The sequence below is a fragment of the Pseudomonas sp. SDO524_S393 genome, assembly GCF_054071875.1.
Genome location: NZ_JBSVVZ010000001.1, coordinates 227991 through 240937 on the forward strand (window position 1 = coordinate 227991; position 12947 = coordinate 240937).

At 61.5% G+C, this 12947-nt stretch carries 11 protein-coding genes; 8 read left to right on the forward strand and 3 right to left on the reverse strand.

Features of this window, described 5'->3' with window-relative positions; genetic code table 11:
* The first annotated feature begins 56 nt into the window (after positions 1-56).
* The 6 genes from ACW9IB_RS01080 (at position 57) to ACW9IB_RS01105 (ending at position 4709) form a co-directional block, all read left to right on the forward strand.
* Positions 57-302, forward strand: coding sequence for a 4Fe-4S dicluster domain-containing protein (locus ACW9IB_RS01080; protein ID WP_028616162.1), 246 nt, complete (start codon positions 57-59; stop codon positions 300-302).
* Positions 303-420: 118 nt separating this feature from the next.
* The gene (locus ACW9IB_RS01085; RefSeq protein ID WP_457411885.1) at positions 421-1827 is read left to right on the forward strand and encodes an ABC transporter substrate-binding protein; all 1407 of its coding nucleotides are present in this window, start codon (positions 421-423) and stop codon (positions 1825-1827) included.
* Positions 1828-1841: 14 nt separating this feature from the next.
* Positions 1842-2624 carry an ABC transporter permease gene (locus ACW9IB_RS01090; RefSeq protein ID WP_457411886.1) on the forward strand — a complete coding sequence of 261 codons (783 nt, stop codon included), beginning with the start codon at positions 1842-1844 and terminating at the stop codon, positions 2622-2624.
* Entirely contained in the window at positions 2624-3463 is an 840-nt protein-coding gene (locus tag ACW9IB_RS01095; RefSeq protein WP_457364469.1) for an ABC transporter ATP-binding protein, read from the forward strand. The genes ACW9IB_RS01090 and ACW9IB_RS01095 overlap by 1 nt, the downstream gene beginning before the upstream one ends.
* A complete protein-coding gene (locus ACW9IB_RS01100; RefSeq protein WP_457411888.1) occupies positions 3460-4404 on the forward strand; it encodes a HEAT repeat domain-containing protein in 945 nt (314 codons plus the stop codon). The genes ACW9IB_RS01095 and ACW9IB_RS01100 overlap by 4 nt, the downstream gene beginning before the upstream one ends.
* Positions 4401-4709, forward strand: coding sequence for a DUF971 domain-containing protein (locus tag ACW9IB_RS01105; protein ID WP_457411889.1), 309 nt, complete (start codon positions 4401-4403; stop codon positions 4707-4709). Before ACW9IB_RS01100 ends, ACW9IB_RS01105 begins: the two co-directional genes overlap by 4 nt.
* On the opposite strand, the gene ACW9IB_RS01110 is transcribed toward ACW9IB_RS01105, so the two are convergent.
* The 3 genes from ACW9IB_RS01110 to ACW9IB_RS01120 form a co-directional block, all read right to left on the reverse strand.
* A complete protein-coding gene (locus ACW9IB_RS01110; protein ID WP_457411891.1) occupies positions 4679-5887 on the reverse strand; it encodes a multidrug effflux MFS transporter in 1209 nt (402 codons plus the stop codon). The genes ACW9IB_RS01105 and ACW9IB_RS01110 overlap by 31 nt on opposite strands.
* A 441-nt stretch (positions 5888-6328) precedes the next feature.
* Positions 6329-10012: a hypothetical protein gene (locus ACW9IB_RS01115; protein WP_457411892.1), complete on the reverse strand. Its 3684-nt coding sequence runs from the start codon at positions 10010-10012 to the stop codon at positions 6329-6331.
* A gap of 209 nt (positions 10013-10221) precedes the next feature.
* The gene (locus ACW9IB_RS01120) at positions 10222-10593 is read right to left on the reverse strand and encodes a winged helix-turn-helix transcriptional regulator (protein WP_457411894.1); all 372 of its coding nucleotides are present in this window, start codon (positions 10591-10593) and stop codon (positions 10222-10224) included.
* A 100-nt stretch (positions 10594-10693) separates the two neighbouring features.
* Here ACW9IB_RS01120 and ACW9IB_RS01125 point away from each other — a divergent pair, with 100 nt between their 5' ends.
* The gene (locus ACW9IB_RS01125; protein WP_457411958.1) at positions 10694-11431 is read left to right on the forward strand and encodes an SDR family oxidoreductase; all 738 of its coding nucleotides are present in this window, start codon (positions 10694-10696) and stop codon (positions 11429-11431) included.
* Positions 11432-11685: 254 nt separating this feature from the next.
* Positions 11686-12939, forward strand: a complete 1254-nt coding sequence (locus tag ACW9IB_RS01130; protein WP_457411895.1) for a tyrosine-type recombinase/integrase — start codon at positions 11686-11688, stop codon at positions 12937-12939.
* The last annotated feature ends 8 nt before the right edge of the window (positions 12940-12947 follow it).

The window sequence follows — 12947 nt, forward strand, 5'->3', positions numbered from 1 at the left end:
CTGCGAATTCCAACACCCCGCACAGAGAGCGCACAAAGCGCCAAGGACACCGTGAAATGGCCTACCAGCCCCAGGAAATATTTTTCCGCTCCAACGCGCCGGTGACGATCGACGAAGACAAGTGCATTGCCGAGAAAGGCTGCACGGTGTGCGTCGACGTGTGCCCGATGGACCTGTTGGCGATCAATCCGGCAACGCAGAAGGCCTACATGGCATTCGACGAATGCTGGTACTGCATGCCCTGCGAAAAGGATTGCCCAACCGGCGCAGTCAAGGTCGAGATCCCGTACCTGCTGCGCTGAGCGCTTCGACTCCAAGCCATCCGCCAACCCCGGACGCCACTGCCGTACCCCCTCGTTTCCCACCGTGCCCGATCACGGCGGAGACGACTCTAAAACATGATTCGAGGGGAAACACCCAATGTTCTTGCGCGCAACCTTTGCCAGCCTGGTGCTGGCTTCCTTGAGCCTGTCGGTACAGGCACAAACCATCCGGGTCGCCATCGGCACCCAGGACACCACCATCAACTGTGTCGCCGGCGGCTTGCTGATCCGTGAGCTGGGCCTGCTCGACAAGTACCTGCCCCATGACGGCAAGTACAAGGACGCCACCTATGACATCCAGTGGAAAAACTTCACCAGCGGCGCGCCGCTGACCAACGAGATGGTGGCCGGCAAACTGGACTTCGGTGCCATGGCCGACTTCCCGGGCGCGTTCAACGGCGTGGCGTTCGAAGGCGCCGGCAAGCACAGCCTGTTCATCAGCGTGCTGTCGGGCAATATCAAGGGCAGCGGCAACGGCATCGTGGTGCCGACCGAGTCCACCGCGCAGTCCCTGGCCGACCTCAAGGGCAAGACCATTTCCGTGCCATTCGCCTCCACGGCCCACGGCATGCTGTTGCGCGCAGTGGCCGCCCAGGGCTGGGACCCGCTCAAGGACGTGAACATCATCGCCCAGGCGCCGGAAGTGGCCGGTTCTGCGCTGCAAGCCAACAAGATCGACGCCCATGCCGACTTCGTGCCGTTTGCCGAGCTGTTCCCCAACCGGGGCTTCGCACGCAAGATCTACGACGGTTCGCAGTCCGACACGCCGACCTTCCACGGCGCCCTGGTGGATGAAAGCTACGCCCGCCAGTACCCGGAAATCGTGGTCGCTTACCTGCGTGCGAGTCTGGAAGCCAACCAGTTGCTCAACGCAGAACCCGAGAAATACAGCGAGCTGATCGAGAAAGTCACCGGCGTGGAAGCCGAGGTCAACTACCTGTTCCACGGCCCGCTGGGTGTGCAGACCCGCGACCTGAGCTGGAAGCCGGAATACCGCCAGGCCGTCGGCACCGCCATCGACACCCTCAAGTTGCTGAAAAAGGCCGACCGTGGCCTGGACCTCAACACCTTTATCGACGACCAGTACATCCGCGCCGCCTTCAAGGCGTCGGGCCTGGACTACCAGGCGCAACTGAGCAACTACGCCCAGACCCCGCTCAAGGCCAACGATGCGTTGACCGGCCAACCGATCACCGACTGGAAACACGTGGCGCAGATCTGGGTGAAAGGCGAACCCAAGGTCCGTGACTACGCGTCGGCCGAGTCTGCGTTCAGCGCATTGGCCAGCCTGAAAAAAGACGGCAAGGCCGTGCGCGCGGTGTACGCCCAGGCCGAAGACAGTGGCATCAAGCTGCTCGCCAACCAGGCGTGGTTCGCCACTGACCGTCAGGGCAAGTTGAGCGCGTTCCTGCTCAAGGGCCAGGCACAACAGTTCGCCGACGCCCAAGGCGGCCAGGTGTTCGACTTCACCCGCGCCGGCGCCCAAGCCGTCGCCGGTCGCTGACAGGAAACCCGCCGATGACGACGCCTGCTTATCGCTGGCTGCCGCGTGCCGCTTCGCTGCTGGCATGCCTGCTGTTCTGGCAACTCGCCGCCAGCCATCACTGGAACCTGTGGCTGGTGACCTTCGCCAATGTGCCCACCCCAGGCGCGGTGGTGGAGGCAGCGCTGGGCCTGATGGACTCGGGCAATCTGGCCCGTCACCTGGGGGCCAGCCTGACTCGGGTGTTTGAGGGTTATTTGGCGGCGGTGCTGGTGGGCGTCGGCCTGGGCATTGCCATTGGCCGCTCGAAATGGGCCGAGGATGTGCTGCTGCCGCCGCTGGAAGTGATACGGCCGATTCCGGCGGTGGCATGGATTCCGCTGGCGATCCTGATGTTTCCTTCGTCAGAACTGTCGATGGTGTTCATCACCTTTACCGGCGCGCTGTTTCCGATCCTGCTCAACACCGTCCATGGCGTGGAAGGCGTCGACCCACGGCTGATCGCTTCGGCGCGCAGCCTCGGGGCAGGGCGCCGGGCAATCCTGCAGGAAGTGGTGCTGCCGGGAGCCGGGCCGAGCATCATCACCGGGCTGGCCATCGGCATGGGCACCTCGTGGTTCTGCCTGGTGACGGCGGAGATGATTTCGGGACAGTTCGGCATTGGCTATTACACCTGGGAGTCGTACACCATCCAGAACTATGCCGACATTGTGGTCGGCATGTTGTTGATCGGCGTGCTGGGCATGGGCAGCAGTTGGCTGGTCAAGCGCCTGGGCGCCGTGTTCACCCCTTGGCATCGCCCGCGAGGTAAAGCCTGATGAGTGCACGTGAAGGTCGCGTCGAAATAAGTGACTTGTCCATCGTCCTGGGTGAACACGCCCAGGCGTTCGAGGCGGTCAAGGCGCTCAATTGCAGCATCGAGCCGGGGCAGTTCGTGTGCATTCTAGGCCCGTCGGGCTGTGGCAAGTCGACCCTGCTGGGCGCGCTGGCCGGCCACCTGGTGCCCAGCCAGGGCCGTTTGCAGATGGACGGGCAGGCGGTGGTCGGGCCGTCTCAACAACGCGGCATGGTGTTTCAACAGCACACCCTGTTTCCGTGGCGCAGCGTGCGCGAGAACATTGCCTTCGGCCTGAAGATGCGCGGCGTGGCCAAGGCCGAACGCCTCGCTGCCGCCGATGAAATCCTCGCGCTGGTGGGCCTTGACGGGTTCGCCGACCGCTGGCCGAACCAGCTGTCGGGCGGCATGCAGCAACGGGTAGAGATTGCCCGGGTGTTGGTCAACCGCCCGAGCCTGTTGCTGATGGACGAACCCTTCGGCGCGCTGGACGCCCTGACACGCATGAAGATGCAGAGCCTGTTGCTGGACATCTGGACGAAGATCCGCACCACGGTGGTGTTCGTCACCCATGACATCGACGAGGCGCTGTTCCTCGCCGACCGCATCCTGGTGATGAGCCCGCGACCGGGGCGGATCATCGAAGACTTCCCGCTGACCTTTCCACGGCCACGTCACACCGAGCTGATGACGGCGCCGGAGTTCACCCACCTCAAGCGCCACTGCCTGGAGCTGCTGCACCATGAAGATGGCCGCCAGCTGCCTCGCCTGAACCCGCTCGGGCTGCCCACTGATCATTCCAGACCGCGATTTGCCATATGACCTATAACCCTGAAATAGAAACCCTGCGTCCACGTCTGCAAGCCGCGGACGCGGCCACGCGCCGTATTGCGCTGATCGACCTTGCCGACCTGGAAGACCCCGACGGTCTGGAATGGCTGGTGGACAGCCTGCGCAACGATCCGGCCGTCGACGTACGCGCCCAGGCCGCCGCGTTGCTGGAAGCCTGGGAAGAGGGGGAGGTGGTACAAGCGCTGTGCGAAGCCCTGACCGACGCCGAGCCCTCGGTGCGCGAGGCCGCCGCCCAGAGCTTGAGCGTGTTGAAGACGGCAGAGGCGGGCACGCTGCTGCTGCCGTGGACCGAGCATGCCGAGGTCAGTGTGCGTACCGCGATATTCCGCGCCTTGCGCGAGTTGCGCCTGGCAGCGGCGGCACCGGCGGCACAACGGGCGCTGGACGATGACGATGCGGGTATTCGTCGTGAAGCGGTCGGCGTCCTGGGTTGGCTCAAGCACTTGCCAGCCCTCGACGCCCTGGCGGCCCTGGCCAGCGGCGACCCCGACACCGACGTGCGCCGCGCGGCCACCGGCGCCCTCGGGCTGGCCAGCGATGACCGGGTATTGCCCGCGCTGTTCCAGGCGCTGTCGGACCCGGCCTGGCAAGTGCGTGAAGAGGCCGCGACCACGCTGGGCAAGGTCGGCAGCGCCAGTGCCGGCAGTGCATTGGTGCAGGCGTTGGCGGACGACTACTGGCAAGTACGCCTGCGTGCCACCCGCAGTCTCGGACGTTTGCGCTATGCGCCGGCCCTCGACGCCTTGATCCAGACCCTGGCGCACAGCATCAGCAATCTACGTAAAGAGGCCGCACTGGCCCTCGGTGAGTTGGGTGACCGCCAGGCGCTGGCGGCGTTGCAGGCTGCCGCCGACGATGGTGACCCGGAAGTACGCAAGGCGGTGCGTATTGCCCTGGTGCAACTGCAATGAGCGTCGCCCCGAAAGCCATCGGCAAAAGCGTCGAAGGGCGCCTGCGCCTGGAGTGGGCAGAGGGCACGCAGTGGATTCACCCCGCGCGCCTGCGTCGCGAGTGCCCGTGTTCACAATGCCGGGCATTCCGGCTGCGGGGCAGCCAACCCCGCGTGTCGGACACCGTGCGGGTGGTGGAGATCCACCCGCAGGGTTATGGCGTGCAACTGGTGTTCAGCGACGGACACCAGCGCGGCATTTACCCTTGGGCCTATCTGGCGCAACTGGGCCGCGATCAGGAGGAGGGCGGGGCGCTCGCCGGATGAGCGGGCAAGCGCCGCAGCGTCCACATCACCGTGAGCATCGCGGCGATGGCACACAGTGCGATACCGATCAGCATGGGGGCCGGCGTGTGATCGGCGAACACCCCGACCAGGGTCATGCACACGGCGGCGGTGATCATCTGGATCGCGCCAAGCAGGGCCGAGGCCGAGCCGGCCTCGGCGCCATGTTCTTCCAGGGACAGCACTCCGGCGGCCGGCAACAGCAGGCCGAGGAAGCCGAAGCCGATGAACAATAAGCCCATCATCAGCGCCAGGCTGTCGACCCACAGCGTGGTCAGTGCGAGCAGGGCCATGATCGCCGCCACGGCTTTGACCGACGCACGTATCACCGGGGCCAGGCCATAGCGTGCGCTCAGGCGCGCGGTCAGTTGACTCATGGCGAAGAAAGACGCGGCGTTCAGCGCAAATCCCAGGCTGAACTGGGTGGGCGTCAAGCCGAAGTATTCGATATACACGAAGGGCGCGCTGCCGATGAACACGAAAAAAGTGGCCAAGCCAAACCCGCTGACCACCGCCAGGCCGGTGAATACCGGATCGCGCAGCAACGCGCCGTAGCTGCCGAACGCACTGCCCAGGGTCTTGCCCAGCCGCCGCTCGGGCGGATGGGTTTCCGGCAACTGCACAAAGGTCATCAGCAGGCACAGCAGCGCGACCACGGCGAGTACCCCGAACACTTCGCGCCAACTCCACAACGAAATCACCAGGCTGCCGGCCAGTGGCGCCAGAATCGGCGACACGCTCATCACCAGCATCAGCAAGGCCATCAGACGCGCAGCTTCATGGCCGGTGTACAGGTCACGCACCACCGCACGCGGGATCACCATGCCGGCGCAGGCACCGAACGCCTGCAACGCGCGAAAGCCGATCAGCACTTCAATGGTGGGCGCCAGGGCACAGCCGATACTCGCCAGGATAAAAATCCCCAACCCCGCATAGATCGGCGGCTTGCGCCCGAACACATCGCTGACCGGCCCGTAGAACAGCTGGCACACGCCGATGATCATGAAGAACACCGTGAGGCTCATCTGCACCGCAGACGCCGAAGCATGAAGGCTCGCGCCCAGGGTGGGCAGGGCAGGCAGGTAGATGTCGATGGCGAACGGGCCGATGGCGGTGATCAACCCCAACAGCACGGCAAGGTGGGCAATACTTCGAGACATGAGGGTTCCGGGCCGCGTCTAAGGATCGGCCAGCTTAGAGAGCGGCCCGGAGGTGCACAAGGTGTGGGTTACAGAGAGGCTACATTTGTCATCTTGGGTTGTGGCCTTCGTGTCGTTGCGCTTAGCTGACTGGTAGTACCCCTATGCCTAGCTTCATTGTTGGCAACAAAGCACCCGGCACGATGGTACTGCTGACGACGTTTTTTCAGCCACTACAAGCCCCCTGTGGGAGCTGTCGAGCCCCGGCGAGGCTGCGAAAGCGTTGGGGCAGTCGACATCTCTATCGACTGTGCCGCAGTCATCGCAGGCAAGCCAGCTCCCACATTGGATCTGTATTGTTGGTGGGAAAGTGCCCGGCGCGATGGCCCTGCTGGCAGTGTTTTTTCAACCACTGCCAATCCCCAAGATGACCCAGGCATAGGGCATAACTTTTTTGTACGCCTAGTCGCCCTGGAACGTCGGCAAGTCTTTCTCCTCCGGCGTCAGGTAGCCATAGCCCGTGACGTAGGTGTGTTCCTTGCCCTCGTCATCGATGAATTTGTATTCGAAGCCGCTGGCCCAGCCCACGCCGCGTGACAGCTCGTTCAAGCCGTCGCCGATGTAGTCGTTGTGGGTCTTGTCTTCGCCGGTGAATTCCTTGCGCCGGAAGTCGAAGACGCTCTGGCCCACGGGCGCGTCGCGCTGGCGGTAGTTGGCCAGGTAGGTTTGCAGCCACACGTAGTTTTTCGCGCCGTCGGGCTTGAGCAGTCCATCTTTTTCGAATTGCTTGAGCTGGTCCCATTTCTGCCCGGAAATCTTGTGCAGTTTCTTCGATTTGATGGTGCCCAGGATCGCGCCGATAAAGCCCAGGGTCGCACCAACGACAAACCCCACCGGGCCGAGGGCGCCGATGACGCGGCCGGCGGTACCGCCGATCAAGCCCCAGGCACCGTTGACGCTGGCCACACCGGCAACCACGCCGCTGGCGCCACCGAACACCCCGAGGAACCCCGACGCGGTTTGCAGCGAGTCATGGTTTTTCAGGCCGTCACGGATACCGAAGGCGCCGAGCACGATACCGGTGACCGCGCCGGCGAGGTCGGCGGAAGAGCCAATGAAGCGTGATACCGAACCGGCGATGCGACTGGCGTTACCCGCACCGGCGATGCGGTATTTGGTGTTGTATTCGCCGTTCAGATAACCGGCCTTGAAGGCTTCGGGATCATAGTTGGCGTAGGTGGACGCCTTGTCCAGACCGGTACCGCGAACGGCATTGCCGCCTTTGGCATCGGTAATCCACGACCCACCGCTGTTGCCACCGCCGGACTGAACACGGAAGCCACCTTTGCCGTCCGGTACTCTCATGTCCGGCTTATCCGGCAGGAAGCCCTGGTCGGCCAGATGCGCGGCGAGATCCGACTTGATATCGATCGGCGGCACAGGCGCGCCCGGCGGTTTGCGCCACATGTCAGGAATGGTCTTGCTCAAGCCCAGGTTGTCATAGATGTTGGTCTTGAGGATGAGGTCGGCGGTTTTCGAGCCCAGGGTCATGAAACCGTTGGAGAAACTGGCGAAGGTAATGAAGTCGGCGGCGATACCCAGCCGCCCTTCAGGCGTCGATGCCATGTGGCCCGGATCGCCGTGCAATTGGTAGATGCCCCGCGCCAGGCCGAACATGCCGGACATGGAGCCCAGGGTGCCGGTGTCCTTCATGGTGGTGAACATCTTGGTGAGGCTGTCTTTCTCGGTGGAGGAGAGCGACTTGAACGCGTTTTTCTCGGCAGCGAGTGCGTCCTGGATGTCCGCTTGGGTGATGGTGCCGCTGCGCATGTATTTGTCGCCCAACTCCGCGTAGATCTTGCTGAACGCTGCGGCGTCGGCCTTGTTGTTCATGAACTTCTCGACCGTGGTTTCCCAGGTATTGATCAACTGGGTCGGGATGTCGGTCATGCCCCGCGCAGCGCGCAGCCAGTATTTGGTGGTGTCGATGGCCGCCAGTGCGCTGTTGTCCTCACTGATCTTGCTCGGGTCACCGAGGATCGTGTCGAGGTCCATGATCATGGTGTCGCGGCTCAGGTCGCCCTTGAACTGCTCGGCGGCCTTGGGGTCGATCTGCGCGAGGCCCAGGTAGGTCTGCTGGATTTCCTGCTGGGCTAGCTCGGTCTTGCCGCTATCGTTCAGGGCCTTGATGTAGTTGCGAAAGCCTTCGGAGTTGGCGCTGCTTTTGAGCTTGTCCTCAACCTCGGTGATTTTGCCTTCGCCGCCTTCCACCTTGCTGCGGGCGTCCTTGTCGAAGCGCTCCATGTCGGCGGAGATGGTTTTGTCGGTGCTGAGCTCGGCCAGGGTCTCGTCAATGGCCTTGACGTCGAAAATCTCTTCGCGCACATCGCGGCTGGTAACGTCGATGGGGTCGCTGGCATCGGACTTGTAGCCGCGGCCATGCTCCGGAATGACGGTCATGCCGTTGTCGGCCATGCTCTTGGCTTCCATCGCCCGCAGGAACTTGGCGCGCGGATCGTCGGTGCCGATGCTGCCGTTCTCGATGCCGGCGCGGTACTCCTTGATCATGTTTTGCAGCATCAGGTCCTGGACGCTCAGCGGCTTGCCTTCATCGTCCTTTTCGGTGGTCGGCAAGTCATTGACGTTCAGCTCGCTGGAAGGCGGCAGGCCGTATTGCTTGCGCAGCTCGTCGACGTCGTTGATCTGCGTATTGACATCGCCGCGGTACCCTGCGATCTGCACGAACATTTCCGGATTGTCGGCCTGGCTGACCACGATCTTTTCTTCCTGGCCGCCGGGCTTGCGGTAGGTGAAGGCGATCAGGCCAGGGCCATAATCCCCAACGCCACCGACGCTGGAAATATCCTCGGTGGAGGGCAGGTAGTCGTCCTTGGTCGCCAGGCGATAACCGTCGCCTTGGGCGCGGGTGATGCCATCCAGGGTCTTGCCGGCTTCGCCGTAGGCTTGAAACGATTCGGGTGCCAGGGCTTCGATCACGGTGATGGTCTTGCCGTTTTTCAGGGTGACCACCTGCACGCCGCCCTCGCTGTAGGCGTGGATATTGGCGATGTCGGAGACCGATGTCGGTGCCTCGGTGTCGTGGGCCAGGTAGTCCTTGTTCTTGATCGCGTTGACCAACGCGTCATGGGCCACGGTGCCCTCGGTCTTCTTGAGGGCGTCGAGCAGCTCATACAAACGCGTGCCACGCAGTTCCAGGCTTGGGGATTTGTCGTTGGCGCCGGCCAGGCCGATACGAATGCCCGGCGGCAGGCTGACTTCGGCTTCACTGGCGTCGCCCGGCGGCAACAGGTATTTCTTGCCGTCGTACTGGAACTGGATCACACCGGTCTTCTCATCGATGGACTCGACGCTCAGTTTGGTGATGTCGTAATCGCTGGGGAGCGAGGAGACCAGCTCATAACCGTTGGCCTTGCCCTTATCGAGGAGTTTCTGCACGTCTGTCTGGTAGCCCAGTTGTGCTGACAGCTCGGGGTTTAGCGATTCGGAGATGGCGAAGCGCTTGCCGTCCTTGGTTTCCACCAGGGTCACGCCATTGTCCTTGTGTTCGATGCTTTTGTATTCGCTGCTGCTGGCCGGCAGGGTCTGGGTACCGCCCACCAGCTGATAACCGTCCTTCTTGAACGCCAGCGCGTCCTTGGCATGTTGCAGCCGCTTGAAGGTGTCCGGGGTGAGGGTGCTGTTGACTACCCACTGGTTGGCGCCGAACTTGTAGGTGATCACGCCCTGGTCGGCACGGCTGGTGTCGATGTCGGTGATGTGGTCGGCGTAACTGAGGGTGTCGCCGTTGTCCACGGAAAGGGTGTAGCCGCCAGCCTGAGCCTGTTGGGTGAGCTGGTCCTTGAGTACCTGCTCATACAGCTTGGGTGCCGTGGCTCGGTTGACCTGTACTTCCTGGCCGTCGCGGGTGGTGTAGCGGATCGTGTCTTTGCCGTGTTTGCCCGGGGCTTCGATACTTTTGTAATCGGTGAAGTTGGGCGCTGCGTCACCCTCCTTGGCTTCTTTCGGGGGCGTGGCGTCGGGCTTGCCCTTGGCCAGTACCCGGGCATGCTCCAGCACCGACTCGAAACGCGAGCCAGGGGTGGGATTACCGGAAGAAGAGGGGGTGTCGTTTTGTATCTTCGCCATCGTCTGCGCCTCGGGGGGCGGGTCGGAACTGACACCAGCGTATGACAGTACGACGGTGAAGACGCCGAAGTTCACAAGGGTTCGCAACAATTCGCAGCATGATGTTGTTGTGATGCTACGGCGTTTTCCGGCGGGTATCCGGACGTTTTGATGGAGGGCGGGGCAGGCATTTATATAACTCAACTAAATAGATATTTAGTTGAGTTATGCTATTTTTGCATTAAAGGCTGGGTGAGGGCGGCCATGCGCCGTTCGCTGATACGCTCGACGGCCTGCATATGTTCCGTGCCCCAGGCACACAGCGGGCCCAGGGCCTTGGCCAGCGACACGCCAAAGGGGGTGAGGGCGTACTCGACCCTTGGCGGGATTTCCTGAAAGTCGGTGCGGTCGATCACACCGTCGCGTTCCAGTTCTTTCAGCTGCTGGATCAGCACCTTGTCGGTCACGCTGCCGACAGCACGTCGCAGCGCGCCATAACGGTGAACATCATGGGCCAGGTGAAAAAGAATCAAGGGCTTCCATTTGCCGCCAATCACCGCCAGGGCTGCGTCGAGCCCGCAATTGAAGGTGCCTTTTGCCATGGATTCGCGCTCCAGGTTGGGTACTTACCAAAAGGTGCATACTATTCAAATTAATAGCGCGGATCTAGGCTCTGAACCTCAACTTTTCGAGGACAGGTTCATGAGCAGACTCAACGGCAAAATCGCAGTGGTCACTGGCGGCAACAGCGGCATTGGCCTGGCAACCGCCATTCGTTTCGCAGCCGAAGGTGCCCAAGTCATTATCGTGGGGCGCAGGCAGGAAGAATTGGACAAGGCCGTGGCGCTGATCGGCCACGGTGCGATCGCCATCCAGGGCGACATTGCAAACCTAGACGATCTCGATCGTGTTTATGGGCAAATCCAGCAGGTGGATATTCTGTTTGCCAACGCCGGCCTGGGTGATTTCCAGCCGATAGGCGCCGTGACGGAGGAATCGTTTGATCGTACCTTCGGCGTCAACGTCAAAGGCACGCTGTTCACCGTGCAAAAGGCGCTGCCATTGATGAAGCCTGGCGCCTCGATCATCCTGACCGGCTCGACGACGGCGTCCATGGGCACGCCGGCATTCAGCGTGTACAGCGCGTCGAAAGCTGCATTGCGTAACTTCGCCAGAAGCTGGGCACTGGACCTGAAAGGCAGCGGCATTCGCGTCAACGTCCTTTCACCCGGGCCGATCTCGACACCCGGCCTGGACACAGTACTGTCCAGCACAGGCCAAACGGACGCCATCGTCGACGGCATGATTGCAGCCTTGCCACTGGGCCGCATCGGCCGCCCGGAAGAAGTCGCAGCGGCCGCCGTGTTCCTGGGTTCGGATGAGAGCAGCTTTATGACGGGGAGCGAAATGTTTGTGGATGGTGGGTTTGCGCAGGTTTGAAATGAGGTAGAGAGCCGAATCACCAGGGAAGGTGTTTTGGTGGGTTGTCAGGGATTGAAATGTGATGGGGAGTTGGGCTGATGAGGCTATATGGTGTTACGCATAATGTATATTATGTTAAACCAGATGTCATGTCAGATGTGTTCATGAGCTGCTTAAGCCATTGATTCGACAAACCCGCTTCTGGCGTCCACTCTCTCAACGGGCCATGTCACTTCGTGTTCATGGCGAATCATTGTATGAGGTGGCTGCCGATGAAGCTGATTCAGTGTCGTTTCTCTTCAGGTCAGCGTGTACCGCTGCTCGTGCAAGCTGGTAACGCCGCGCCGTTGCCCAAACTCATTCCGTTCATCTACGTCCAACTCAAGCTCAGACACCGCGCTTACAGCACTGCTGCGGCTCATCTACGCGCGATTCAGGCTTTCTACAGCTATGCCGAAAGTCGAAACCTAGATATCGATGAGGCCATCGTGGCCTGCCACTTCGAGGCGATTCTGGCGCTACTGGACGGTTACGCCATCTGGCTTCAAAGTGGCCGCCAGGCCGATAATCTGGTCGCCCGAATCGGCACAGCTGCAATGGCATATTTTCCACAGATCGATTCTCGCACCCGTGACCAGTACCTGCGGTTGCTGAAGCAGTACCTGTCGTGGTGCGTCACCCGTTACATTCCGCGCGCTCGTCAGAACTCAACCACTATGGCTTACATTGAGGTGGCATTTGCAGATGTCGCCGACGTCATTGAACGACGCTTTGAGAGCCATATCATCAATGTTCGTCCCGACCATGCTCGTTACCGCAGCCTGACAGATACGCAACTCCAGATCATTCGCACAATGATTCGCCCGGGCGCTTTGGAAAATCCCTTCCCGAAGCGATTGCAGTTGCGCAATTGGCTAATGATTGAATTGTTGCTGGAAACCGGTATCCGCCGCGGGGAGCTTCTGAAGCTCTACACCACGGATATTAATCAGGGCTCTCAGCACGCCTATGTCAGCATCAACGATCGCGAACATGACCCCGGCGACCCGCGCGCTGAAGAGCCTGCACTGAAAACACACGGACGAACCGTAGGTATCTCCGTACAGTTGTATGAGGTCTACGAGCACTATATCCAGAGCGAACGGCGACCTCTACGTGACGGCAAACCGATGAAATTGCTGTACCGCTATCTGTTCATCTCTGACAGAGGTCGCCCGCTGTCGATTCGCGCATTGTCTAACGTCCTCGATCGACTGTTTCTGAGCATTGAACTGGCGAATCCGGGGTTGTTGCCTACTCTTTCTGCGCATGACTTTCGTCACACCTTCGCCGACCGTTTCTTGGCTTACCTGGTCGAGCAGCGTGGGCACGACCTGGAGCGCGCCACAGACGAACTCCGGCGAGTCTGCGGTTGGGCTGAGACTTCGGCGATGCCACGTCGTTATGCAAGTCGTTATTTAGCCGAGTCAGCCAACCGCCATAACGCGCAGCGTGCCTCGGCAGCTTGGGGCCGACTTGACAGTTAAGGAGGTTC

Excerpts from the sequence above, each read along its gene's own strand:
- ACW9IB_RS01120 (WP_457411894.1), bottom strand. The coding sequence starts at position 10,593 with ATGGCAAAAGGCACCTTCAATTGCGGGCTCGACGCAGCCCTGGCGGTG.
- ACW9IB_RS01095 (WP_457364469.1), top strand. The coding sequence starts at position 2,624 with ATGAGTGCACGTGAAGGTCGCGTCGAAATAAGTGACTTGTCCATCGTC.
- ACW9IB_RS01110 (WP_457411891.1), bottom strand. The coding sequence starts at position 5,887 with ATGTCTCGAAGTATTGCCCACCTTGCCGTGCTGTTGGGGTTGATCACC.
- ACW9IB_RS01100 (WP_457411888.1), top strand. The coding sequence starts at position 3,460 with ATGACCTATAACCCTGAAATAGAAACCCTGCGTCCACGTCTGCAAGCC.
- ACW9IB_RS01080 (WP_028616162.1), top strand. The coding sequence starts at position 57 with ATGGCCTACCAGCCCCAGGAAATATTTTTCCGCTCCAACGCGCCGGTG.
- ACW9IB_RS01115 (WP_457411892.1), bottom strand. The coding sequence starts at position 10,012 with ATGGCGAAGATACAAAACGACACCCCCTCTTCTTCCGGTAATCCCACC.
- ACW9IB_RS01085 (WP_457411885.1), top strand. The coding sequence starts at position 421 with ATGTTCTTGCGCGCAACCTTTGCCAGCCTGGTGCTGGCTTCCTTGAGC.
- ACW9IB_RS01105 (WP_457411889.1), top strand. The coding sequence starts at position 4,401 with ATGAGCGTCGCCCCGAAAGCCATCGGCAAAAGCGTCGAAGGGCGCCTG.
- ACW9IB_RS01125 (WP_457411958.1), top strand. The coding sequence starts at position 10,694 with ATGAGCAGACTCAACGGCAAAATCGCAGTGGTCACTGGCGGCAACAGC.
- ACW9IB_RS01130 (WP_457411895.1), top strand. The coding sequence starts at position 11,686 with ATGAAGCTGATTCAGTGTCGTTTCTCTTCAGGTCAGCGTGTACCGCTG.
- ACW9IB_RS01090 (WP_457411886.1), top strand. The coding sequence starts at position 1,842 with ATGACGACGCCTGCTTATCGCTGGCTGCCGCGTGCCGCTTCGCTGCTG.